17 protein-coding genes and 1 pseudogene are annotated in these 23,651 nt (G+C 54.8%); 11 read left to right on the forward strand and 7 right to left on the reverse strand.

Annotated features, from left to right (window positions below; genetic code table 11):
- Nucleotides 1–4: 4 nt before the first annotated feature.
- The 4 genes and pseudogenes from LH23_RS15390 to LH23_RS15405 all read right to left on the reverse strand — a co-directional run bounded on the left by LH23_RS15390 (nt 5) and on the right by LH23_RS15405 (nt 8,877).
- Nucleotides 5–7,030, reverse strand: a complete 7,026-nt coding sequence (locus LH23_RS15390) for a YadA-like family protein (protein WP_231560136.1) — start codon at nt 7,028–7,030, stop codon at nt 5–7.
- Between the two features lie 30 nt (nt 7,031–7,060).
- Nucleotides 7,061–7,144, reverse strand: a pseudogene (locus tag LH23_RS24445) (ESPR-type extended signal peptide-containing protein); the annotation flags it as partial.
- A gap of 207 nt (nt 7,145–7,351) precedes the next feature.
- The gene (locus LH23_RS15400; protein WP_039292857.1) at nt 7,352–7,654 is read right to left on the reverse strand and encodes a hypothetical protein; all 303 of its coding nucleotides are present in this window, start codon (nt 7,652–7,654) and stop codon (nt 7,352–7,354) included.
- Nucleotides 7,655–7,998: 344 nt separating this feature from the next.
- Nucleotides 7,999–8,877 carry a LysR family transcriptional regulator gene (locus LH23_RS15405; protein ID WP_039292860.1) on the reverse strand — a complete coding sequence of 293 codons (879 nt, stop codon included), beginning with the start codon at nt 8,875–8,877 and terminating at the stop codon, nt 7,999–8,001.
- Between the two features lie 107 nt (nt 8,878–8,984).
- On the opposite strand from LH23_RS15405, the gene budA reads away from it, so the two are divergent.
- The 7 genes from budA (at nt 8,985) to LH23_RS15435 (ending at nt 16,148) form a co-directional block, all read left to right on the forward strand.
- The gene (budA, locus tag LH23_RS15410; RefSeq protein WP_039292863.1) at nt 8,985–9,764 is read left to right on the forward strand and encodes an acetolactate decarboxylase; all 780 of its coding nucleotides are present in this window, start codon (nt 8,985–8,987) and stop codon (nt 9,762–9,764) included.
- Between the two features lie 23 nt (nt 9,765–9,787).
- Complete coding sequence (gene alsS / locus LH23_RS15415; RefSeq protein WP_039292866.1) at nt 9,788–11,467, forward strand: acetolactate synthase AlsS; 1,680 nt, start codon at nt 9,788–9,790, stop codon at nt 11,465–11,467.
- 19 nt (nt 11,468–11,486) lie between these two features.
- On the forward strand, nt 11,487–12,257 hold the full coding sequence (locus LH23_RS15420; protein ID WP_039292869.1) for a (S)-acetoin forming diacetyl reductase: 771 nt from the start codon (nt 11,487–11,489) through the stop codon (nt 12,255–12,257).
- Between the two features lie 188 nt (nt 12,258–12,445).
- A complete protein-coding gene (locus tag LH23_RS15425; RefSeq protein ID WP_039292872.1) occupies nt 12,446–12,928 on the forward strand; it encodes an Hcp family type VI secretion system effector in 483 nt (160 codons plus the stop codon).
- Nucleotides 12,925–13,401 (forward strand): DUF2778 domain-containing protein, encoded by a 477-nt coding sequence (locus LH23_RS23515; RefSeq protein WP_071842733.1) that lies wholly within the window; start codon nt 12,925–12,927, stop codon nt 13,399–13,401. The genes LH23_RS15425 and LH23_RS23515 overlap by 4 nt, the downstream gene beginning before the upstream one ends.
- A 445-nt stretch (nt 13,402–13,846) precedes the next feature.
- The gene (locus tag LH23_RS15430) at nt 13,847–14,128 is read left to right on the forward strand and encodes a hypothetical protein (protein WP_039292875.1); all 282 of its coding nucleotides are present in this window, start codon (nt 13,847–13,849) and stop codon (nt 14,126–14,128) included.
- Between the two features lie 127 nt (nt 14,129–14,255).
- The gene (locus LH23_RS15435; protein ID WP_039292878.1) at nt 14,256–16,148 is read left to right on the forward strand and encodes a potassium transporter Kup; all 1,893 of its coding nucleotides are present in this window, start codon (nt 14,256–14,258) and stop codon (nt 16,146–16,148) included.
- Here LH23_RS15435 and LH23_RS15440 read toward each other — a convergent pair.
- Together LH23_RS15440 and LH23_RS15445 are read right to left on the reverse strand one after the other, a co-directional pair.
- Nucleotides 16,145–16,726, reverse strand: coding sequence for a TetR/AcrR family transcriptional regulator (locus tag LH23_RS15440; RefSeq protein ID WP_039292880.1), 582 nt, complete (start codon nt 16,724–16,726; stop codon nt 16,145–16,147). The two genes, LH23_RS15435 and LH23_RS15440, sit on opposite strands and share 4 nt — an antisense overlap.
- 41 nt (nt 16,727–16,767) lie before the next feature.
- The gene (locus tag LH23_RS15445; protein WP_039292882.1) at nt 16,768–18,273 is read right to left on the reverse strand and encodes an MFS transporter; all 1,506 of its coding nucleotides are present in this window, start codon (nt 18,271–18,273) and stop codon (nt 16,768–16,770) included.
- 188 nt (nt 18,274–18,461) lie between these two features.
- On the opposite strand from LH23_RS15445, the gene LH23_RS15450 reads away from it, so the two are divergent.
- Nucleotides 18,462–19,076 (forward strand): alpha/beta hydrolase, encoded by a 615-nt coding sequence (locus LH23_RS15450; RefSeq protein ID WP_039292884.1) that lies wholly within the window; start codon nt 18,462–18,464, stop codon nt 19,074–19,076.
- A gap of 99 nt (nt 19,077–19,175) precedes the next feature.
- Here the strand turns inward: LH23_RS15450 and LH23_RS15455 are convergent, their stop codons facing one another.
- A complete protein-coding gene (locus LH23_RS15455) occupies nt 19,176–20,210 on the reverse strand; it encodes an AI-2E family transporter (RefSeq protein WP_039292887.1) in 1,035 nt (344 codons plus the stop codon).
- 460 nt (nt 20,211–20,670) lie between these two features.
- Here LH23_RS15455 and mdtJ point away from each other — a divergent pair, with 460 nt between their 5' ends.
- The 3 genes from mdtJ (at nt 20,671) to LH23_RS15470 (ending at nt 23,648) form a co-directional block, all read left to right on the forward strand.
- Nucleotides 20,671–21,045, forward strand: coding sequence for a multidrug/spermidine efflux SMR transporter subunit MdtJ (gene mdtJ / locus LH23_RS15460; protein ID WP_039292889.1), 375 nt, complete (start codon nt 20,671–20,673; stop codon nt 21,043–21,045).
- A complete protein-coding gene (gene mdtI / locus LH23_RS15465; protein WP_039292892.1) occupies nt 21,032–21,361 on the forward strand; it encodes a multidrug/spermidine efflux SMR transporter subunit MdtI in 330 nt (109 codons plus the stop codon). Before mdtJ ends, mdtI begins: the two co-directional genes overlap by 14 nt.
- A gap of 133 nt (nt 21,362–21,494) precedes the next feature.
- Nucleotides 21,495–23,648 carry a bifunctional diguanylate cyclase/phosphodiesterase gene (locus LH23_RS15470; protein ID WP_039292896.1) on the forward strand — a complete coding sequence of 718 codons (2,154 nt, stop codon included), beginning with the start codon at nt 21,495–21,497 and terminating at the stop codon, nt 23,646–23,648.
- Nucleotides 23,649–23,651 lie beyond the last annotated feature (3 nt).

Below are 23,651 nucleotides of genomic sequence, written 5' to 3' on the forward strand. Positions count from 1 at the left end.
TTATTTACCACTGATAACCTACCCCAATTGATGCACCCACATCGCTTTCGGTGTTGGCGCTGGCCTGCAGCTTGGTGATCCACCGGCCGTTTTCAGAAATTTTTGATATGCCCACGGCAATTGCGCTCTTATCGGAGTAGCCGGAAATCGCGGCCCCGACCAGGTTTGAGTCAGGCTGGTATGCCTGCGGGATCCCAGCCATCGCCATGGATGAGGCAATACCCGCCGTCAGCTTGTTTTCAACCCTGTCAATACGGCGACTCAGCTGGCTGAATGCGCGGTTGTTTTGCTGTTGAGCACTGTTGAGCTGTCCAAGGTTCACGGCATCGGTGCTTTGCGTGCCTGCTGCCACATTGGTTATCTGACGTTCGTTTCCGGCCGCGCCCACGGACACGCTGTTATCGCGTGAGGCAACGGAGTTTGCGCCCAGCGCGACGCTATTGCTGCCGCTGGCGGTGGAGCTGCTGCCGAGGGCAACAGAGTTGGCGCCGGAAGCATTGCTGTTTTGCCCCATCGCGGTGGCGTTCGTGCCGCTGGCAGAGGAGGAGGCACCGACGGCAGAGCTCCCGCTTCCCGAGGCGGCAGCGCCGTTACCAATCGAAATGGCATTGGTCCCTGAACTGTTAGCGTTCCCGCCCAGGGCAATACTGTCTGCCCCGGTAGCGGACGCTGGCGTGACGCTGTCACTTACGTTGACGGCCAGCTGTTTGCTGGCGGCGACAACTTCCCGGCTCAGTGCATTCAGCTGCGCCACAGTTACTGCATCATTATCGTTCACACCGTTGGCGACACCGGTAAGTTTGCGATCTCCTTCCTGCCCGGTAAGCGAGACGCTCGTGCCGCCAGTATGTCCACCGACTGACACCGTATCTTTGGGATCTGGCTGCGTGACAATTTTACCGCCGCCGCTTTGGGCCTCCTTCTTCAGGTCATTCACGGAGTTGTCCAGCGAGGCCAGCGCCTGGCTGATGTTGTTGGTGGTGGTGCCCTGAATGGTCCAGGTCGGGCCGGTGATATTGCCATTGCCGTCCAGCGCCGCGCTGCCGCCGAGAATATTGACGATGGTGTTGTTGGCGGCATAAAGCTGGCTGCCGTTGACCGCCTGCGTGCTGGTGCTGCTTAACAATGCGGCGGTCACGCCGGACAAGGTACGGGTGTTACCTGTGCTGTTAGTGAAGGAGACTAAATCCCCATCGGTTGCGGCCGCCACGGTGATATCGCGAGTCGTTGCATCCTGTTTCACCAGACCAAGCCCGCCGTTGTTGATCTCTGTCTGGAGGTTGGTGATAGCGGTGCTGTTGCCCGTGGTCGCTACATCCAGCGCACTGAGCGCATCGCCGACGTTGGCATAGTTCCCGCCCTGGACGGCGTAGTCCGGTGCTGTCCATGTGCCGTCCGGGGCGATACCCGCACCACCGCCGAGGGAGGTGGCGACGTGGCCGAGGTTGGTGGTGTTGGTCGAGACACGTGCATTGGTAGCAAACAGCTGACTCCCATTGACTGCCTGATTGCTGGTGGCGCTGAGTTCGCCGTCGGCAACGCCGCTGAGGGTGCGGCTGACGCCGGAGGCATTGGCAAAGGTGACGCTGGTACCGTCGGTGGCTGCCGCCACGGAGATCTCCCGGGTGGTCGCATCCTGTTTCACCAGGCCGACCGCACCTTCGTTCAGCTGCGTCTGGAGGTTAGTGATCGCCGTGCTGTTGCCGGTGGTGGCGGTATCCAGCGCGCCGAGCGCTGCGCCGACGTTAGAGTAGTTCCCGCCCTGGACGGCGTAGTCCGGGGCCGTCCATGAACCATCCGGGGCAATGCCCGCACCGCCGCCGAGAGAGGAGGCGACGTGGCCGAGGTTGGTGGTGTTGGTGGCGATGCTTGCCGTATTTCCGGCGATACTGACCGTATTAGCCGTCACCTGATTATTGGTGGCAAACAGCTGGCTGCCGTTAACCGCCTGATTGCTGGTGGCGCTGAGTTCACCGTCGGCAACGCCGCTGAGGGTGCGGCTGACGCCGGAGGCATTGGCAAAGGTGACGCTGATGCCGTCGGTGGCTGCCGCCACGGAGATCTCCCGGGTGGTCGCATCCTGTTTCACCAGGCCGACCGCGCCTTCGTTCAGCTGCGTCTGGAGGTTAGTGATCGCCGTACTGTTGCCGGTGGTGGCGGTGTCCAGCGCCCCGAGCGCTGCGCCGACGTTGGCATAGTTCCCGCCCTGGACGGCGTAGTCCGGTGCTGTCCAGCTGCCGTCCGGGGCAATGCCCGCGCCGCCGCCGAGAGAGGAGGCGACGTGGCCGAGGTTGGTGGTATTGGTGGCGATGCTTGCCGTATTTCCCGCTATATTTGCAGTGTTGGTCGCGATATTTGCCGTATTCGTCGCGATATTGCCGGTATTGGTCGTTACCTGATTATTGGTAGCGAACAGCTGGCTGCCGTTCACCGCCTGATTACTGGTGGCGCTGAGTTCACCGTCGGCGACGCCGCTAAGCGTGCGGCTGACGCCGGAGGCATTGGCGAAGGTGACGCTGGTGCCGTCGGTCGCCGCTGCCACGGAGATCTCCCGGGTGGTCGCATCCTGTTTCACCAGGCCGACCGCGCCTTCATTCAGCTGCGTCTGGAGGTTAGTGATCGCCGTACTGTTGCCGGTGGTGGCGGTGTCCAGCGCGCCGAGCGCTGCGCCGACGTTAGAGTAGTTCCCGCCCTGGACGGCGTAGTCCGGTGCCGTCCATGAACCATCCGGGGCAATGCCCGCACCACCGCCGAGGGAGGAGGCCACATTACCAAGGTTGGTGGTATTGGTGGCGATGCTTGCCGTATTTCCCGCGATATTTGCAGTGTTGGTTGCGATATTTGCCGTATTCGTCGCGATATTGCCGGTATTGGTCGTTACCTGATTATTGGTAGCGAACAGCTGGCTGCCGTTCACCGCCTGATTACTGGTGGCGCTGAGTTCACCGTCGGCGACGCCGCTAAGCGTGCGGCTGACGCCGGAGGCATTGGCGAAGGTGACGCTGGTGCCGTCGGTCGCCGCTGCCACGGAGATCTCCCGGGTGGTCGCATCCTGTTTCACCAGGCCGACCGCGCCTTCATTCAGCTGCGTCTGGAGGTTAGTGATCGCCGTACTGTTGCCGGTGGTGGCGGTGTCCAGCGCGCCGAGCGCTGCGCCGACGTTAGAGTAGTTCCCGCCCTGGACGGCGTAGTCCGGTGCCGTCCATGAACCATCCGGGGCAATGCCCGCACCACCGCCGAGGGAGGAGGCCACATTACCAAGGTTGGTGGTATTGGTGGCGATGCTTGCCGTATTTCCCGCGATATTTGCAGTGTTGGTTGCGATATTTGCCGTATTCGTCGCGATATTGCCGGTATTGGTCGTTACCTGATTATTGGTAGCGAACAGCTGGCTGCCGTTCACCGCCTGATTGCTGGTGGCGCTGAGTTCACCGTCGGCAACGCCGCTGAGGGTGCGGCTGACGCCGGAGGCATTGGCGAAGGTGACGCTGGTGCCGTCGGTGGCTGCCGCCACGGAGATCTCCCGGGTGGTCGCATCCTGTTTCACCAGGCCGACTGCACCTTCGTTCAGCTGCGCCTGGAGGTTAGTGATCGCCGTGCTGTTGCCGGTGGTGGCGGTGTCCAGCGCACCGAGCGCTGCGCCGACGTTGGCGTAGTTCCCGCCCTGGACGGCGTAGTCCGGTGCTGTCCAGCTGCCGTCCGGGGCAATGCCCGCGCCGCCGCCGAGAGAGGAGGCGACGTGGCCGAGGTTGGTGGTATTGGTGGCGATGCTTGCCGTGTTCCCCGCTATATTGGCCGTATTAGCCGTCACCTGGTTATTGGTGGCAAACAGCTGGCTGCCGTTCACCGCCTGATTACTGGTGGCACTGAGTTCACCGTCGGCGACGCCGCTAAGCGTGCGGCTGACGCCGGAGGCATTGGCGAAGGTGACGCTGGTGCCGTCGGTGGCTGCCGCCACGGATATCTCCCGTGTAGTCGCATCCTGTTTCACCAGGCCGACCGCGCCTTCGTTCAGCTGCGTCTGGAGGTTAGTGATCGCCGTGCTGTTGCCGGTGGTGGCGGTGTCCAGTGCGCCGAGCGCTGCGCCGACGTTGGCATAGTTCCCGCCCTGGACGGCGTAGTCCGGTGCTGTCCATGAACCATCCGGGGCAATGCCCGCGCCGCCGCCGAGGGAGGAGGCGACGTGGCCGACGTTGGTGGTGTTGGTGGCGATGCTTGCCGTATTAGCCGTCACCTGATTGTTGGTGGCAAACAGCTGGCTGCCGTTCACCGCCTGATTGCTGGTGGCGCTGAGTTCACCGTCGGCGATGCCGCTGAGCGTGCGGCTGACGCCGGAGGCATTGGCAAAGGTGACGCTGGTACCGTCGGTGGCTGCCGCCACGGAGATTTCGCGGGTAGTCGCATCCTGTTTCACCAGGCCGACAGCACCTTCATTCAACTGCGTCTGGAGGTTAGTGATCGCCGTACTGTTGCCGGTGGTGGCGGTGTCCAGAGCCCCGAGCGCTGCGCCGACGTTAGAGTAGTTCCCGCCCTGGACGGCGTAGTCCGGTGCCGTCCATGAACCATCCGGGGCAATGCCCGCACCACCGCCGAGAGAGGAGGCGACGTGGCCGAGGTTGGTGGTGTTGGTGGCGATGCTTGCCGTATTTCCGGCGATATTGGCCGTGTTAGTGGCGATATTGCCCGTATTAGCCGTCACCTGGTTATTGGTGGCAAACAGCTGGCTGCCGTTCACGGCATCGGTGCTGGTGCCGCTCAGCGTCCCGGCGGTAACACCCGTCAGGGTACGACTTCCGGCGGTTCCTGCAATACTCACCGAAGTTCCGGCTTTGTCTCCCGCAACGGAAATCGCCTGGGTGGTCTGATCTTGTTTGACCAGGCCGACGGTGCCGTTAGTCAAATTGGTAATTGCTGAAGTGTTGCCCGCAATGTTGGCTGTGTTGGTAGCAATATTCGCTGTATTCGTCGCAATATTGCCGGTATTTGTGGAAACCTGATTATTGGTGGCAAACAGCTGACTGCCGTTCACGGCGTCGGTGCTGGTGCCGCTCAGCGTTCCAGCGGTAACACCTGTCAGGGTACGACTTCCGGCGGTTCCGGCAATGCTCACCGAAGTCCCGGCTTTGTCTCCCGCAACGGAAATCGCCTGGGTGGTCTGATCTTGTTTGACCAGGCCGATGGTGCCGTTAGTCAGGTTGTTAATTGACGTCGTATTCCCGGCAATATTGGCCGTATTCGTCGCTATATTCCCGGTGTTTGTGGAAACCTGGTTATTGGTGGCAAACAGCTGGCTGCCGTTCACCGCTTGAGTGCTGGTGGCGTTCAGTGCAGCAGGCGCAACACCACTTAGCGTTCGGTTACCTGCGGTGCCAGCAATGCTCACCGAAGTCCCGGCTTTGTCTCCCGCAACGGAAATCGCCTGGGTGGTCTGATCTTGTTTGACCAGGCCGACGGTGCCGTTAGTCAGGTTGTTAATTGACGACGTATTCCCGGCAATATTGGCCGTATTCGTCGCAATATTACCGGTATTTGTGGAAACCTGGTTATTGGTGGCAAACAGCTGGCTGCCGTTCACCGCTTGAGTGCTGGTGGCGTTGAGTGCAGCAGGCGCAACACCACTTAGCGTTCGGTTACCTGCGGTGCCAGCAATGCTCACCGAAGTTCCGGCCTTATCCCCGGCGACGGAAATCGCCTGGGTGGTTTGATCCTGTTTCACCAGGCCGACGGTGCCGTTGGTCAGGTTATTTATTGATGTCGTATTTCCGGCAATATTTGCTGTATTAGCCGCAATATTGCCGGTGTTGGTGGAGACCTGGTTATTGGTGGCAAACAGCTGGCTGCCGTTCACCGCGTCGGTGCTGGCCGCGCTTAAAGTCCCTGCTGTGACGCCGATTAAGTAACGGTTTCCTGATGTTCCTGAGATGTTGACTGTATTCCCTGCTTTGTCTCCGGCAATGGAAACATACTGGGTGGTGGGATCTTGTTTCACCAGGCCAACCGTACCGTTGGTTAGATTGGTTATTGACGTAGTATTGCCCGCAATATTGGCCGTATTTGTCGCTATGTTTGCGGTATTAGTGGCGATATTACCGGTGTTGGTATTGACCTGATTGTTAGTAGCAAACAGCTGACTGCCGTTAATGGCGTCTGTACTGGTGGCGCTCAGTACGCCGGGAGCGACGTTCTGAATCTGGCGTTCAGCGCCTGCCGCCCCTACCGAGACAACACCATTGGCGGTACCTGCGGCACTGCCGCTGATAACAAAACTGCCCGTATGGGCGACGTCGGTCACGCTTCCGTTGCCCAAGGCAACACTGTTTGCCTGAGAGGCGTTGGCTGTGGCACCGATAGCAATAGAATTGGCCTGGCTGGCAATGGCGTTTGCACCAAGAGCTACGCTATTGGTGCCACTGGCACGAGTATTTGTCGCAGTATCTTGAGGAATGCCATTCAATGTAGACGAACCAATGGCAATCGCTCCCAAAGCCGTTGATGAGGCAGAGTTACCCAGCGCAATGCTTCCCCCGGCACTCGCCGTGGTCGTATTACCTATCGCAATGGTGAAATCACCACTGGCCACGTTCATGCGACCGATGGAAACGGCCGTGTTGCCGATGGCGGAGTTTGCGACGCCCACTGTTGTGGAGGACGGGCCTGATGAATTATTACCAACACCTAACGCTGTACTTAGTGCCCCGGAAGCAATGCTGTTGCCGCCGATAGCCGTTGATCCTCCACCTGTAGCCGAAGAGGATATCCCAACCGCCGTACTTGAGCTGGCATTAGTAATATTATAATCCCCCAGGCCATCTGTACGGCGTTGGGTTGCCAGAGTAGCGGCCCCTCCGGCATTAGCGCTTCCGCCAATAGCTGTTGCTGCTACGTTCCCGGTAACGGTCGCACCATTACCCACGGCAACGGCGTTATCATTGGTCCCGGCTACGGCACCGACCCCAGCAAAATAACCGACAGCCTGTGTGGGTGACGCCCAAAAAACAGGCAGGATAGCTAATGCAAGACCCGTTCTCACCGTTTTTGGGGACGCTGTTACTGCCCCTGAAGATAATTTGTTTTTTGAAAGCTCACCGACAGCAATACAGGTCTTGAGTGACGCGTTCCATATGACTTTATAGACTCTATTCATGTGTTGCCCCAGGGGTGTAAATAACAAAAGGGAAATATCATTAAGGCAATGATTTACCCGCTGCTATTGTTGGAGAATGTTTTGTTAATATGATTTGTTGTTTTGCTGTGTTTTAATCGTATTTATTCTGACGAAACTGTTCCCCGCTCTAAAATGAACGGTAAAAATTAAACGGCTGAGTCACAGGCTTTTTATAAGCCTGCTAATTTATTTTGTGCTGTTTATTTTCGATAATAGTCGCTCAGCCTCATCACAGGAGGCTTTGTTTTCCTTAGCTATTTTTTCCTTATTGCTGCAGGATTGAAGATAAAAACTGGTGTTCATCATGGCGACTTTAGCCGTTATCCAGACAAGCCTTTCACATCCTGATTTATCAGGGTTTCCGCTGCAGGCTTGATTAGCTGCGGTCTGAATGGATTGTATGGAATCAATTTTCTTTGCAGCAGAACTGGTAAGGGGTAGAAAAACCATTAAAGAAGAAAGCATTGATATGACAATTTTTTTTTTCATAATCCCGCCGTGGATTTAATATTCTCATAAAGCGTAGTCCATAAGCGAAATTGCACAATTCAGTAAATTAAAAACTGCCAAAATTGGTGGGTGCTAATAAGTCTCATTTTTAGAGTGGTTAATTTTAAGAATCGATATTGTTTAGTATTCCAAACATAGGATTATTCTTAGTATTGATTACGTAATAACTGAGTGGATAGTCACTTTTGGCTTATTTTGCTGTGTTGTTTTTGTTTCTTTTAATTATGGGGTGGGTGGGCGTGAGTATGGGGAAACGGATCATAACGCCCGGATTCCATAGCACGATCCGGGCGCAGTACCTGATAGTCGCGGCGGTAATCGGCTCAGTGGGCGAACAGCTGGATAAAACGTTTCACTGACGGGGAGCGTTCAAACTGCCGCCAGGCCAGCGCAATGTCCGTCTTCACCTGGTCACCGCGAATCGCGTGGAAGGTGACGTTCGGGCACGAGATACAGGTCATCGATTGGGGAACTAAGGCAAACCCGAAGCCTGCCGAGACCATGCTTAACGAGGACGAGATTTGTGAAGCCTGGCAGGCGCTTGTCAGATCAATTCCCGCCCGCAGGCAGGCGTCATACATCAGTCCATAAAGTCCTGGAGCCACTTCTTCCGGGAATAGCACCGGCGGGACGTCGGCTAGCGCCTGCAGGGCCAGTTCTTTCTCTCCAGAAAGAGGATGATCCTTGTGCAGGGCAATCATCATCGGTTCTTCGTCAATTAGCTTGAGCGCAAACCGCTTGCTGCTTTCGCAGGGCAGGCGCACGAACGCCACGTCCAGCAAGCCTTCATCCAGCTCCTGCATCAGCCCTGCCATATTGGTTTCCCGTTGACGAAGCTCGATGGCCGGATAGTGAGCCTGAAACTGGCGCAGCAGAGAAAAAATCTTTGGATTAAACGCGTTTGAACTGGTTATCCCGAGCGACAGCTTGCCGTTAATACCGCGGGCAATGCCGCGAGCTTTCTCCAGCGCAGCGTCGCTGTGGGCCAAAATCTGGCAGGCATCCTGATAAAACGCTTCTCCCGCATCCGTCAGCTCCACCCCCCGCGTTAAGCGGTGCAGCAGTGGCGTGCCCACTTCGCGTTCAAGGCGTTGAATTTGTTGGCTAAGAGGAGGCTGGGAAATACCCAGCAGTTCGGCTGCCCGGGTGAAATTGTGCGTCTGGGCGACGGCGACAAAATAGCGGAGATAGCGAAGTTCCATATCGAAAACGTCTCAAACCAGAAGGGCTTTTATATTGGAACTGTGAGCTGGATCACGTCAACATTTAATTAAAGTTTCTTAACCTTCAGCCCGAGGTGACAAACGCCATGAGCGATCTAACTCTATGTTCCTGCGAAGAAAGTCTTTTAGAGATGGTCGAGACCTTCGCTGCAGCTAATAAAGAAAACATGATATATCAGACTTCATTGATGAGCGCATTACTGAGCGGCGTCTATGAAGGGGAAACCACCATGGCCGACCTGTTGAAGCACGGTGACTTTGGCCTGGGCACGTTTAACGAGCTGGACGGCGAGATGATTGCCTTCAACAGCAATGTGTATCAATTACGGTCAGACGGCAGCGCCAGAGCGGCCAGTCCGCAGCAGAAAACGCCGTTTGCGGTGATGACCTGGTTTAAACCGCAATACCGCCTGCGCATTGACAGCACGACCAGCCGCCAGAAGCTGCACGAGATTATCGATGCAATAATTCCTTCCGATAATCTGTTTTGTGCCCTGCGCATCGACGGCCATTTCCGCCACGCTCATACACGCACTGTTCCTCGCCAGAAGCCACCCTACCGCGCCATGACCGATGTACTGGACGACCAGCCGGTATTCCGTTTTAACGGTCGCAAAGGCGTGCTGGTGGGGTTCCGCACCCCGCAACATATGCAGGGCATTAACGTGGCGGGCTATCACGAACACTTTATTACCGATGACCGCCAGGGCGGCGGGCATCTGCTCGACTATCAGCTGGAGCAGGGGGTGCTCACCTTCGGCGAGATCCACAAGCTGATGATCGACCTTCCGGCAGACAGCGCATTTCTTAACGCCAACCTGCACCCAGAAAACCTCGACGCGGCGATTCGCGCGGTTGAAAACTAGCGTTCCCTGAGGAGATGTGAGCCATGAATAACAAAAAACCTTTGCGTCAGTGGGCGCACGGCGCTGACATGGTGGTCAGCCAGCTTGAAGCTCAGGGCGTGAAGCACGTCTTTGGGATTCCTGGGGCGAAGATCGATAAGGTTTTTGACTCCCTGAACGACTCGCCGATTGAATTGATTCCGGTTCGCCACGAAGCCAATGCGGCCTTTATGGCTGCAGCAGTGGGGCGCATCACCGGGAAAGCGGGGGTGGCGCTGGTGACTTCGGGCCCCGGCTGCTCAAACCTGATAACAGGCATGGCAACTGCCAACAGCGAAGGCGACCCGGTTGTGGCGCTGGGCGGGGCGGTAAAACGTTCCGATAAAGCCAAGCTGGTACACCAAAGCATGGACACCGTGGCGATGTTTAGCCCGGTGACGAAATACTCAGTAGAAGTGCCTTCTTCCGACGCCATTGCCGAGGTGGTTTCGAACGCTTTCCGTGCCGCCGAGCATGGCCGCCCCGGTAGCGCCTTTGTCAGCCTGCCGCAGGACATCAGCGACGGCCCGGCAACCGGAAACATTTTGCCCGCTAACGGATCGGTGAAAGCTGGTGCCGCGCCGGACGCCGCTATTAACGACGTGGCGAAACTTATCTCGCAGGCCAAAAATCCGGTATTCCTGCTTGGGCTGATGGCAAGTCAGCAGGAAAACAGCGCGGCGCTGTTCCATCTGCTGGAAAAAAGCCATATCCCGGTCACTAGCACCTATCAGGCCGCAGGTGCGGTGAATCAGCAGCATTTTGCTCGTTTTGCCGGGCGCATTGGGCTGTTTAATAACCAGGCCGGTGACCGCCTGCTGCAGCTTGCGGATCTGGTTATCTGTATCGGCTACAGCCCCGTGGAATATGAGCCGGCGATGTGGAATACCGGCGATGCGACGCTGGTACATATCGACGTGCTGCCCGCATATGAAGAACGTAACTACGTGCCGGACGTCGAGCTGGTGGGCGATATCGCCAGCACGCTGGACAAACTCACCGCCCGCATTGAAAAACCGCTGATTCTTAGCCCGCGAGCATCTGAAATCCTCGTGGACAGGCAGCACCAGCGTGAACTGCTGAGTCGCCGGGGTGCACAACTGAATCAGTTTGCTCTCCACCCGCTGCGTATCGTCCGGGCGATGCAGGACATCGTGAACGACGACGTGACGCTGACCGTCGATATGGGCAGTTTCCATATCTGGATCGCCCGTTACCTCTACAGCTTCCGCGCGCGTCAGCTGATGATCTCTAACGGCCAGCAAACCATGGGCGTAGCGCTGCCGTGGGCCATTGGCGCGTGGCTGGTGAATCCGGGCCGCAAAGTGGTTTCGGTATCCGGTGACGGCGGTTTCCTGCAGTCCAGCATGGAGCTGGAAACGGCGGTGCGCCTGGGCGCTAACGTGCTGCACATCATTTGGGTGGATAACGCCTACAACATGGTGGCGATTCAGGAAGAGAAAAAATACCAGCGTCTGTCCGGCGTGAACTTCGGGCCGGTGGACTTCAAAGCTTACGCGGACGCCTTCGGCGCGCGAGGCTTCGCGGTGGAAAGTGCGGAAGCGCTGGAGCCGACTTTACGCGCCGCTATGGATGTGAATGGTCCAGCGGTGGTAGCGATTCCGGTTGATTACAGCGACAACCATCTGCTGATGAGTCAGCTGCACCTCAGCCAAATTCTTTAAATAACAGAAGGATATTGTGATGAAAAAAGTAGCACTGGTTACCGGGGCCGGTCAGGGGATCGGGAAAGCTATTGCCCTGCGTCTGGCTAAAGACGGCTTTGCCGTCGCCGTGGCGGACTACAACGCTAAAACCGCAAAAGAAGTGGCGGACGAAATTAACCGCAACGGCGGTCGCGCGCTGGAAGTGACTGCGGACGTGTCCGACCGCGATCAGGTTTTCGCCGCCGTTGAGGCTGCCCGCAAAGGACTGGGCGGTTTTGATGTCATCGTCAACAACGCAGGCGTGGCGCCGTCTACCCCTATCGAGGAGATCACCCCGGAAATCGTCGATAAGGTCTACAACATCAACGTGAAGGGCGTGATTTGGGGTATTCAGGCCGCGGTTAAAGCTTTTAAAGCAGAGGGTCACGGTGGGAAAATCATTAACGCCTGTTCCCAGGCCGGCCACGTGGGTAACCCGGAACTGGCTGTTTACAGCTCCAGCAAATTTGCCGTGCGCGGCCTGACCCAAACCGCAGCGCGCGACCTGGCGCCGTTGGGCATCACCGTGAACGGCTACTGCCCAGGGATAGTCAAAACGCCTATGTGGGCCGAAATCGACCGTCAGGTGTCCGAAGCCGCAGGCAAACCGCTGGGCTATGGCACCGCCGAGTTCGCCAAACGCATCACCCTGGGGCGTTTGTCCGAGCCGGAAGATGTGGCCGCCTGTGTGTCTTATCTGGCCAGCGCGGACTCCGACTATATGACCGGGCAGTCGCTGCTTATCGACGGCGGGATGGTCTTTAATTAAAAAAGCGTTTTAATGTGGAGTACCTTTGGCCTGGCGGGAAACCGTTAGGCCTTTTTTATTTGAATCGTCAATACAGGGCAATAATTAAGGGAATTAAAAAGAGTTAAGATTTTTTCAAAGTTTCTGGTTTGAAGTGAATTTAATTCATATATAGGGTTGGCTCCTTATTGATAATAAGGAGATGAAAAATGGCAATACCGGCTTATTTATGGCTGAAAGATGATGGTGGGGCAGATATCAAAGGCTCTGTCGATGTTCAGGATCGTGAGGGAAGCATTGAGATACTCGGGTTTGGTCATGGCCTGTATTTGCCCACAGACAACAGTACGGGGAAAATTACCGGCACACGCGTACACGCTCCGCTAACGTTTGAAAAAGAATTTGATTCATCGAGTCCTTATCTCTATAAAGCCGTCGCAAGAGGGCAGACGCTAAAGAGTGTTGAAATAAAATGGTACAAGATTAACTATTCCGGACAGGAAGAAGAGTACTTCAATATGTTATTGGAAGGCGTAAAAGTCATTTCAATATGCCCGATGATGCATGACTGCAAGAATCCGGCCACCGAGAAACATAATCATCTGGAAGCCGTGTCGCTGCGCTACGAGAAAATTACCTGGAAACATTGCGACGGAAATATCATCTTTTCTGATAGTTGGAGCGAACGATGATCCGCTGCACGTTCCATCTTAACGGTGGGGCGCTAAGTACATTGAGCTGCCCTGGGGTTGGATTTTTCCCCGCCTATTCAGGTACGGGAGCATCCCGCAATAATCCGGATGACATTGCAGTAAAAAATATTGGTCCACTTCCACCGGGGCAGTACTACATAGTCATCAGAGGTACTGGTGGTATAGTGACTTCGATCAATGATTCAATTGCATCTGTAATCAGTGGTTCAGATCGTTCGATCTGGTTTGCACTTTACCGAAATGATGAACAAATTGATGATTTTACCTTTATAGATGTGGTTGAAAGGGGACATTTTCGCTTACACCCAGCAGGATATAAGGGGACCAGCGAAGGATGCATTACTTTACCCAGATTATCTGATTTTATGCTTTTACGTGAAGCATTGCTTAAAACGCCCAAAATACAGGTTAGTGCCTCACTTTCAGCTTTTGGTACAGTGCAGGTATACTGATGAAATATGTATGGATTTGGCTGAGTGAGGCTGCATTGTATTGTGTGGTCTTCGTACTGCTGTTTATTTATGGGCCTGAACGTGCAGCTTACAGTTTTGTACGGCGTTTTACAGGTGTGATTTCCGGAGATACATGGGATAAATATTATTTCTTATCTTTATGTGTACTATCGCTACTCATCGTTTCGCTGGTAATTTACATCACGGTATGTATTAGAAAACGTTACTTTTAAGCTCTCACCAAGTCCATGTTTTTGCATCGACTTGGTTTTAGCCTTATTCTTATCGAATTGGATTTTCCTCATATATGTGTTGATTGATGATAATAAGATGCTAGTTTTAATGTCTATAAAACAAGGGGTTTTTTATGTTAATGTTAAAAGTAAAATTGGTATTCATGACTGTGACGTAAACGTTAAAATTGTGCTTCGGACAAGGACGGTTTATGTTTTTTAATATCCAATATGTTAAGCCGATGCTGACATGGCTTATATTTACCGCAAGTGCAGTGGCCATATATTGTGGGCTGTTTGCGTATTCGCCTGAACGTGAGTTATACATCTGGTATTCTGAAAGGAAAGGCTTTGTAGAAGAGAATGTTTGGGTTGATATTTATATGTCGACTCTTTTAGCACTTACAGTACTATTGAACAGCATCTTTATATTAATAACAACGCTGGTTTATAAAAAACTAACACGTAAGAAATTTGACGATAAAGCAGGGTAGCAATTTCTAAAATGCCCCCAGACCTGGCCCCCCGCCAGGTTTTTTTAGCCGCCCCTGGCTGAAAAATTCCCCCAACCTCTATACTTTGTCATGGCAACTGCCAGAAAAATCACAGAAAGGATTGTGCATGACAAACCAGCCGCAGACGGCCGGCGCGGAAGCCGCCGGGACAACGCCGCATAAATTTATCCTCGCGGGAAGCGCCCTCGGCGTGGTGTTTGGCGATATTGGCACCAGCCCGCTTTATACCCTGAAAACGGTGCTGCTGTTATCCGGCAACAATCCCACCCCGTCGGTTATTCTGGGGCTGCTGTCGCTGATTATCTGGACGCTGATCCTTATCACCTCGGTGAAGTACGCGATGTTTGCGATGCGTATCGACAACCACGGCGAGGGCGGCATTATGGCGCTGATGTCGCTGCTGGTGGCGAGAGACAAAGGCTCGCGCTGGGTGGTGCTGGCGGCTTTATTAGGTGCGGCGTTGATCTACGGCGACGGGGCAATTACACCAGCCATTTCAGTGCTCTCCGCCATTGAAGGGTTGAATATAATCCTGCCCGAGGCCGAAACCTGGGTGCTGCCTATTGCGGTGACGATTCTGGTGCTGCTGTTTGCCGTGCAGCCTTTCGGCACGGCTAAAATCGGTAAAGTCTTCGGGCCGATTATGGCGCTGTGGTTTATTTCTATCGCTGGACTTGGGATTTGGGGTATTGCACAGCATCCGGCGGTGCTGCTGGCCATCAATCCCTGGTACGGGCTGCGGTTTCTCGTCTCCAATGGTTTTGTCAGTTTTATGGTGCTGGGCGGCGTGTTTCTGTGCGTCACCGGGGCGGAAGCGCTGTATGCCGACATGGGGCATTTCGGTAAAAAGCCTATCTGGATGGCGTGGTACGGCGTGGTCTTCCCGAGCCTGCTGCTGAACTACGCGGGGCAGTCGGCGCTGATCCTTTCCGGGGCTGATATAACCCAGAATATCTTCTTCCGCCTTTGCCCACCGGCACTGCTTATCCCGCTGGTGATCCTTGCCACGCTGGCCACCATTATTGCCAGTCAGGCGATTATCACCGGGGCATTTTCGATGACCCGGCAGGCAATACAACTGGGTTGGCTGCCGCGGCTGCGCATTCGCCAGACGGCGGCGGAGAGCTACGGGCAAATCTACATCGGCGTGATCAACTGGCTGCTGATGGGCGTCACGCTGTTCCTGACGGTATTCTTTAAATCATCCGAAAATCTGGCGGCGGCTTACGGGATTGCGGTGTCTCTTACCATGCTGATGACCTCCGGGCTGCTATATGTGGCGATGCGCCACATCTGGCAGTGGCGACGGCTGACCAGCGCGCTGGTGGCGGGGGGCTTTTTGATTGTCGATACCAGCTTCCTGATCGCTAATCTGATCAAGGTGCTGGAGGGCGGCTATATTCCGCTGCTGCTGGCGGCCATCGTCTGTACGACGATGCTGGTCTGGCACCGTGGCGCGTCGGCAGCGTCCAACGCGGTGAATGAAAAGGTTATCGATGTGAATACCTTCTTCGCCGCGCTGAAAGAACGTGACGTGCCGCGCGTGCAGGGCTCGGCGGTGTTTCTGACCAAAACGCGTAATGGTATTCCGCCCGTGATGCGGTGGCATGTGGCGCGCAACCACGCGTTGCAGGAGCAGGTGCTTTCGCTGACCATTTCTATCATGAACGTTCCGCGCGTCCCGGCTGGGGAGAGATTGGTGATCGTGGAGCAGGCACCGAATTACTGGCGCGGTATCGCCCAGTACGGCTTTATGGAAAGGCCACACATTCCTGAATTGATGGCTAGGTTAGGGGAGATGGCGTGTGCTTTCAGCGTGGAAGATGTGACCTATTATCTGGGCCATGAAACCATCGTGGCCCGTGAGGACGGGCAGGGGATGCCAGCCTGGCAGCGTAAGTGCTTCGCGTTCATGGTGAGAAACGCCACACATGTGACGCACTATTACCGCCTGCCGAGCGACAGCGTGGTAGAGATCAGCCGTCGGATAGCGATTTAGCCAGCGCGCAGGACCAGGCGAATAAAACTGTCGATGTCGTCCAGCGCCAGCTGCCTGTCGGCGGGGGCTGAGGCGACAAGTAGTTTGTCGGCATAACCGTTTAGCAGAGCGCTGAACTGGCGCGTGGTTCTGGCGGCATCCACCGCTTTAAATACGCCAGCCGCAATGCCGTCATCGACGATATCGGCCAGCACTTTTTCCCATTTTTGCGTCATTACCAGCGCAAGCTCAGCCCATACGCTGCTGTGCGCCGCCTGGTGCCACAGCGCGCCGTAAAGCTGCCAGACAGCGTCCGGCGCGTGGGGGAGATACGTGTGGATCAAGCGTTGCAACTTATCTTCCGGGGAAAATGTGCTGGTTTCAGCGGTAAACTTGTGCAGATCGGCCATTAAAAACGCCGTCATGGCTTCGATGCAAAGCGTTTGCCAGTCGCTGAAGTAGTGGTAAATGTGGCTTCGCGAGATGCCCACCCGCTCGGTGAGTTCACGGGTGGTCACCTTCTCAATGCCTTTCTCAATGAACAGCTCAATGGCCCCGCTCAGGATTTTGCTTCTTAGCGTGTCCGGTGCTTCTTTCATGACGTTTCCACGGTTATCTGAATCGCTGGTGGGGCATCTTATCAGCTTTTAACATGTTGGCTGGACAGCTTTTCCGACTGGCGCAGTACATATTTCAATACCACCGTACTGACGGCGACCAGCACCGCGGCGCAAATAATCACCGTAAGATAGGCATGGCTGAAGGCGTCACGCGCCAGCTCTCTCAGCAATTCGGCGCTTGCCGTGCTCATCGAGCCTGCAAGGTGCAGGGCTTCATCCAGGCTGTCGTACGCGCTGTTCCCCGCAACCAGGCCTTCAGGCAACACCAGGCTTGCGCTGTAGACCGCAGTCATCAGTCCGCCCAGCAATGTGACACCAAGTACGCCGCCCATTTCCCATGAGACATCCTCAATCGCGGCGACCATGCCAGCTTTTTCTTCCGGGGCATTTAGCATGATGGATGTTGATGCGGCGGTAAACGCCACGCCAAGGCCAAGTCCGATAACAAACAGCGCGGTGAGCTGTGGGGCCAGGCTGTAATCGGCCAGCAAAGCCATACCGGTCATACCCATGGCTGTTACCAGCAGGCCGAAGACCATAAGTTTGGCGCCGCCCCAGCGCGGCAGCACGACACCGGCCAGCGGTGAGGCCAGGGCCGAACCAATCGGGATAGGCAGAATCGACAACCCGGCTAACAGCGGCGTCAGGCCTAAAACAAGCTGCAGGCGCTGGGTTAGCACCAGCTCAATGCCGGTTAGTGCGATCATGGTGATAATCGCCACGCTAATGCCGCTGGCAAACATGCGGTTACGGAACAGCGAGAAATCGATCATCGGCTGGGCCGAGCGCTGTTGGCGACGGACAAACAACGTTAAAAAGACCACGCCAGCCAGCAAAGAGCCAGCCACGGTTAACCACGAGGCGTCCATCTTGCTGAGTTCCTTGAGAGCGTAAATCACGCCGACAAGGCCAAGCATAATCAGCAGCGATGCGGTGAAATCACAGGGGCGGCTGGCGTTCCCCGCATCCCGTGGGATCAGGAACCAGGCAAAAACGATAACCAGCAAGACAACCGGCACGTTAATCAGGAAGACCGATCCCCACCAGAAGTATTCCAGCAGCACGCCGCCAATAACCGGGCCAAGCGCTGCGGCGGCAGAAGCCACGGCAGACCAAATGCCGATGGCCAGCGCCCGCTCGCGCTCGTTGGTAAAGACCTGACGCACGATGGCAAGCGTGGCTGGCATCATCATCGTGGCACCTATAGCCAGAAACACGCGTGAAGCGATCAGCAGTTCAGCCGTGGGCGAATAAGCCGCGCAGAGCGAAGCTATGCCGAACACTGGCAATCCGCACATAAACAGCAGCTTGTGACCCAGGCGGTCACTCAGCATCCCCGCGCCGGGAAGCAGGCCCGCCGCCACGAGCGGATAGGCGTTAATGATCCACAGTTTTTCAGACGCTGTAGCGTTTAAGGCCTGGGTGAGCCTGGGCAGGGCCGTGTAAAGCACCGTCATATCAATAATGATCAGGAAAAGGGTGCTGGTCAGGATCGCCAGAATCAGCCAGCGGTTAGTGAAGCGCATGTTGAATGCCTCTAAAAAAGCCAAATTTGAGCGGTTGCTCAAGCGCGAAATATACTTGAGCAGTTGCTCAAAAACAAGCTCGACATTGCTGCCTGTTTATCGGTGGTTGACTTGTTGTGAAGGGGGGGATCGCGATAAGGTAGCCGCCTGCGAGGATATTTATTCAGATTTGAGCACAGGGCAGGGAAATGAAAAAACTGATCGTGATGTTACATGGCGTAGGGAGTTCCGGGGCGGATCTCGAAGGGCTGGGGCTTTTCGTTCAGCAGGTGATGCCTGAAGTATTATATGCCTCACCTAACGGCAGCGAGCCTTTTGACGGCGGCGGCGACGCCTGGCAGTGGTTCAGTCTGGAAGGCGTAACCGTAGAAAACCGCCCGCAGCGTGTTGCCGAGGCTCGTGCCGCGTTTGATGCGAAGCTGCAGGCTATTTTTAAGCAGCATGACGTGACGCCGGGTAAAGATCAGGTCATCCTGCTGGGCTTCTCTCAGGGATCTATTATGGCCCTGGATGTCCTGGCTACCTCCCGTTTTCCACTGGCGGGCGTGGTCGCGTTTTCCGGGCGCCTTGCTTCACCCCAACCGTACCACGTGGCGGCAGATGCTTCGGCGCTGTTGATTCATGGCATGGCGGATCAGGTGATTCCGTGGGCTGAAAGTGAAGCGGCTGCCGCGGCGTTAATTGAAGCCGGCGCGGAAGTTGAAACGCTGTTTGAACCCGGCGTGGTGCATACCATCAGTGCGGATGGGGTGTCGCAGGCGCTGGGGTATATTGCGGAGCGTTTTGAGTTAGATCCGGAGTGATTTTTTCCCTCACCCTAACCCTCTCCCAAAGGGAGAGGGGATAAAACATATTGCATGTGATCTTACCTCTCACCCCTTTTGGGGATAGGGGCAAAATCTTCAGGACTTACTCATATCACTCAGCAGCACCGCAATACTTTTCCCGCCTTCCGTTTGCTCCAGCGCAATCTTCACCGCAATGGTCAGTGGCACAGACAGCAGCATACCGACCGGACCAAGCAGCCAGCCCCAGAAAATTAGTGACAGGAACACCACCAGCGTCGACAGCCCAAGTCCGCGGCCCATCATGCGCGGCTCCAGAATATTGCCAAACACCAGATTAATAAGCAGATAACCTGCGACGACAATCAGTGCCTCGTAGAGCCCGTTAAATACCAGAACCTGTATCACCGGCGGGATAGCGGCCAGTACGGAGCCGATGTTTGGAATATAGTTGAGCGCGAAGGCCAGCAGCCCCCAGATAAAGGCAAAGCGAACATCCAGGGCGGCAAGCATGCCCCAGACGACAAGCCCGGTGACGATGCTGATGGCTGTTTTGAGCACCAAATAATGGCTGACGCTGTCCAGCGCACGCTGAATAGCACCCATACCTTCTTCCGGGCGAGACATCAGTTGCTGAAGTTTGCGCGGCAACTGAGGGACCTCAATCAGCATAAATACCACGGTGAGCAGCAGTAAAAAGATAGAGGTCATGGCGTTGGAAAGCTGGGTCAGCAGGCCGGTCACCAGCGTCATCAAGGCATTAGGGTCGACATACTTCATTAACTCATCGACGGAAACAGAGATTCCCGCTCGCTGCAGCCAGGGCTCAAGGGTTTTTAAGGGAATCACTAGCGAAGAGCGGTATTGCGGCAGGGTGCGTGCCAGTTCATTCAGCGAAGTGCCGAGATAAGCCAGCAGCAGCACCATGCTCAGAATAATGACGACAATGACCAGGCTAATGGCCAACACGCGCGGCACCCGCAGCCGCTCAAGGCGACGAATCAACGGGTTGAGAATAACGGCAATAAATAGCGCCAGAATAAACGGCACGATGATATCGGCTGCCGCTTTAATACCCACCAGAATAATGACCAGCATGCCCAGCATAATCACAGCTTTCAGTGCTTTAAGTGTAATAATTGGTTTTGCCATTGTGGCTGGTTCTCCAGTGTGCGGGAGGGGGAATAATACACCGCCGTTAAAATAGTCATCCCTTTATTACGTTATTTTAAACGCTAAAAACAGTTTAATACATTGTGTTTTTACTGTCATTTATCGTAAAGGAGTGTAAAGGTCAGGCGCTAACATACCGATTTATGGTATAAAATCGTCGTGTTTAACTACCGAGGACAATTTTCTATCCGCAACTGACGAGAAGCAACACCGCGGATAAGTTGGAAATATTATGGACAATACGTTCAGCATTTCAGTCAATCAGCATCCTGTTTTTATCACGTCTACTTCTTCACTTTCTGGTGAGCAGCACTGGCGCAACGCGCTTTAGTCCCTTTCTTCTGACAATTATTCTGGTTTTTTAATTTTCCCTTGCCCGTCGTTTTGACGTCGCTTGTCGGTTTTTTGCATCTTTATTTTCTCTGTCAGGAGAGAAATCATGATTTATTGGATTTTATTGGGATTAGCCATCGTTGCCGAAATTACCGGCACCTTATCAATGAAATGGTCAAGCGTTAGTGAGAGTAATATGGGTTATATTTTCATGCTGGTCATGATCGCAATTTCCTATATTTTCCTGGCGTTTTCGGTAAAAAAAATTGCCCTTGGTGTGGCCTACGCCATGTGGGAAGGTATCGGTATTCTGTTTATTACCGTCTTCAGCGTCATGTTGTTTGATGAGTCCATTTCACCGCTAAAAATACTCGGCCTGACCACGCTGGTTGTCGGTATTGCGCTGATTAAATCGGGTACGCGAGAAAAAAAATCACGCCCGGTAATGTCTAAGAAAGGAGAACATCATGCCGTCGTTTGAGTGGGTACACGCCCTGTGGCTGGCGTTAGCTATTGTTCTGGAAATTGTTGCCAATATTTTTTTAAAACAATCTGATGGTTTTAAACGCCCGATATACGGCGTACTGTCCTTGCTGGCCGTCCTGGCCGCGTTCAGTGCCCTGGCTCAGGCGGTTAAAGGTATTGAGTTATCCGTAGCCTATGCGCTCTGGGGCGGGTTTGGTATTGCAGCCACCGTGGCTGCAGGTTGGATCCTCTTCGGCCAGCGCCTCAATCGCAAAGGCTGGGTCGGCATTAGCCTGCTATTGGTAGGGATGATTATTATCAAAATTGCCTGATCCATCACGCTGCCCGTTAATTATTCGGGCAGCGCTTTCCTCAGGGTGTATTACGCTTATTTTACGGTAAAAGCACTTCTATAAATCCAATGCCGAAAATATCCACGTTATTTCACTTAGAAGAGAGCTGAAATTGCGTAATCTCCTTAGCTGGAAAAGCACTCCCGTTGCCGGAACCTTGTTTGCCATGGTGTTTGTGGCAGGCATCGGGCTGATCGTGTCGGTTATCTCACTTCTCTACCTTTCACTTCACCTTATCAGCAGTAAAACCAATGAGATAGATGAACACCGAAGCGCACTGTCGGTGCAAGGGGCCATTCAGACTTCGGTCAATCGCGTGTGGGCGTTGGTTATCGACAATGCGGTTTGGGACGATGCCGTCAATCAAGTTTACCGCCCTGAGTTGGACGTTAACTGGCTGTATAACACCTGGGGGGCTGGTTACAAAATCAACAATCTCTACGATGGCGTGTATGTGCTGGATGAGGGGTTCAATGTGCTTTGGGGATCGTTTCGCGGGCAGCGAGTGACAGGGCAAAACATCTCGCAACTAGGGAAGGGGTTTGAGTCCCTCGTGTATCAAAACGCGCAAACGCTGAGAGATGACAAAAAGATCTTTGCCGGTATCACTCAGACCGGAAGCGGCGTTTCGTTTATCGGGATTGGGCTTATTCGGCCCATGCTAGGGCGGCTTCAGGTCCACGATGCGACGCGGCGTTACCTGGTGATTGGCCGTCAGATCAACGATCTGATGCTGAAAGAGTTGGGCAACACCTTCCAAATTGAGAACCTGCGCCTGACGTCCACGCCAGCGGATTCCTCCAGCGTCCCGTTGAGCAGCGCATCCGGTGAAACGCTGGGTTATCTAAGCTGGGAACCAAGGCAGCCTGGGGCAGAGGCTGCCCGTGCCGCTTCGGCAGACATTCTGCGTATTACGTTGCTTGCGGCAGTATTAATCCTGGTGTTTATCGTCATCAGCAGCCTGGGGTTGTACAAGCTGGCACGCGGAGAAAAGCAGGCGAGAAACATCGCGCTGACCGACTGGCTCAGTCATTTACCCAACCGACGAGCGCTTATCGAGCGGCTGGAAACCATCAGTAAACGGGGAGATACCGACGAAAAAAGCGTGGTATTTATCGATCTCGATGGTTTTAAGGATGTGAATGATATTTACGGGCACGACAAAGGCGACCAGTTAATCGTGACCATTGCTCATGCTCTTCGCGATCGCGTGCCGCAAAACGGCATGCTGGTACGCATGGGAGGGGATGAATTTGCCATGATGATAGGCGGGGAGAGGGCCGGGGAACATTCAGCCGCCTTTGCGGGTTCGGTCCTGGATTTTCTGAGCCAGCCTGTCCCCGTAGGGGAAAGTACCATCCATATTAGCGCCAGCATCGGAATAGCTTCGGGCTCGCTGGTCGATTGCAGCAGTTCGGAGCTGTTCCGCCGGGCTGATATCGCTATGTATCACTCTAAAATTACCGGCAAGGGGCGCACGACGTATTATGATGCTGCGTTAAATAACGTTCGCGAGCGCCGTTTAACCATCGAAAATGACATTCGTGTAGGTCTTACACGAGATGAGTTTGAAGTCTGGTACCAGCCGATTATTGATGCACGTAGCCAGACGATGACCGGTGTGGAAGCGCTGGTGCGCTGGCCGCGCCGCCCCGGAGGTGAGCTGCTACCGGATGAGTTTATTTCCGTGGCTGAAACCAGCGGCCTCATCTATTCCCTCGGGCAGTTCGTGCTTCGTCGCGCGTGCCGTGATTTAGCGCCTTATGAGGATCTCCAACTGTCGGTGAACATTTCCCCGGCTCAGTTCCGCGATCCAGAATTTGAGGATAAAGTTGCGCGGGTGCTACAGGAAACTGCGTACCCGGCACAGCGGCTTGAACTTGAAGTGACGGAAAGCTATGTGCTGGAAAACCCGGAGCGTGCCCTGGCGGCAATTCGAAATCTAAAGTCTCTGGGCATGGCGGTGGCGCTGGACGATTTTGGCAACGGCTATTCGAGCATCGGCTATCTGCGTCGCTTTCATTTCGACACGATCAAAATTGATAAGTCGCTGGCCGGGCTGGTGGACAGCGACGAGCAGGCGCTGGCGTTGGTGAACGGCACGGTACGTATTGCCACCGCGTTGGGTATGGCGGTGACGGCAGAGGGAGTGGAAAACGAAAACCAGCTCAAGCTGCTTTGCCACGCAGGCTGTGACCGACTGCAGGGCTATTACTTTAGCCCCCCCAGGCCGCTGGCGACCATCTTGTCGCTAAGGCCAGCGTAATAA

It is taken from the genome of Cedecea neteri (assembly GCF_000758305.1).
Taxonomy (GTDB): domain Bacteria; phylum Pseudomonadota; class Gammaproteobacteria; order Enterobacterales; family Enterobacteriaceae; genus Cedecea; species Cedecea neteri_C.

What these genes read in the sequence shown, in the direction of transcription:
- LH23_RS15445 (WP_039292882.1), bottom strand. Translation starts at nt 18,273, where the DNA reads ATGCGCTTCACTAACCGCTGGCTGATTCTGGCGATCCTGACCAGCACC.
- mdtJ (WP_039292889.1), top strand. Translation starts at nt 20,671, where the DNA reads ATGATTTATTGGATTTTATTGGGATTAGCCATCGTTGCCGAAATTACC.
- LH23_RS15450 (WP_039292884.1), top strand. Translation starts at nt 18,462, where the DNA reads ATGAAAAAACTGATCGTGATGTTACATGGCGTAGGGAGTTCCGGGGCG.
- LH23_RS15400 (WP_039292857.1), bottom strand. Translation starts at nt 7,654, where the DNA reads ATGAAAAAAAAAATTGTCATATCAATGCTTTCTTCTTTAATGGTTTTT.
- LH23_RS15405 (WP_039292860.1), bottom strand. Translation starts at nt 8,877, where the DNA reads ATGGAACTTCGCTATCTCCGCTATTTTGTCGCCGTCGCCCAGACGCAC.
- LH23_RS15440 (WP_039292880.1), bottom strand. Translation starts at nt 16,726, where the DNA reads ATGAAAGAAGCACCGGACACGCTAAGAAGCAAAATCCTGAGCGGGGCC.
- alsS (WP_039292866.1), top strand. Translation starts at nt 9,788, where the DNA reads ATGAATAACAAAAAACCTTTGCGTCAGTGGGCGCACGGCGCTGACATG.
- LH23_RS15435 (WP_039292878.1), top strand. Translation starts at nt 14,256, where the DNA reads ATGACAAACCAGCCGCAGACGGCCGGCGCGGAAGCCGCCGGGACAACG.
- LH23_RS23515 (WP_071842733.1), top strand. Translation starts at nt 12,925, where the DNA reads ATGATCCGCTGCACGTTCCATCTTAACGGTGGGGCGCTAAGTACATTG.
- LH23_RS15430 (WP_039292875.1), top strand. Translation starts at nt 13,847, where the DNA reads ATGTTTTTTAATATCCAATATGTTAAGCCGATGCTGACATGGCTTATA.
- LH23_RS15425 (WP_039292872.1), top strand. Translation starts at nt 12,446, where the DNA reads ATGGCAATACCGGCTTATTTATGGCTGAAAGATGATGGTGGGGCAGAT.
- LH23_RS15455 (WP_039292887.1), bottom strand. Translation starts at nt 20,210, where the DNA reads ATGGCAAAACCAATTATTACACTTAAAGCACTGAAAGCTGTGATTATG.
- mdtI (WP_039292892.1), top strand. Translation starts at nt 21,032, where the DNA reads ATGCCGTCGTTTGAGTGGGTACACGCCCTGTGGCTGGCGTTAGCTATT.
- budA (WP_039292863.1), top strand. Translation starts at nt 8,985, where the DNA reads ATGAGCGATCTAACTCTATGTTCCTGCGAAGAAAGTCTTTTAGAGATG.
- LH23_RS15420 (WP_039292869.1), top strand. Translation starts at nt 11,487, where the DNA reads ATGAAAAAAGTAGCACTGGTTACCGGGGCCGGTCAGGGGATCGGGAAA.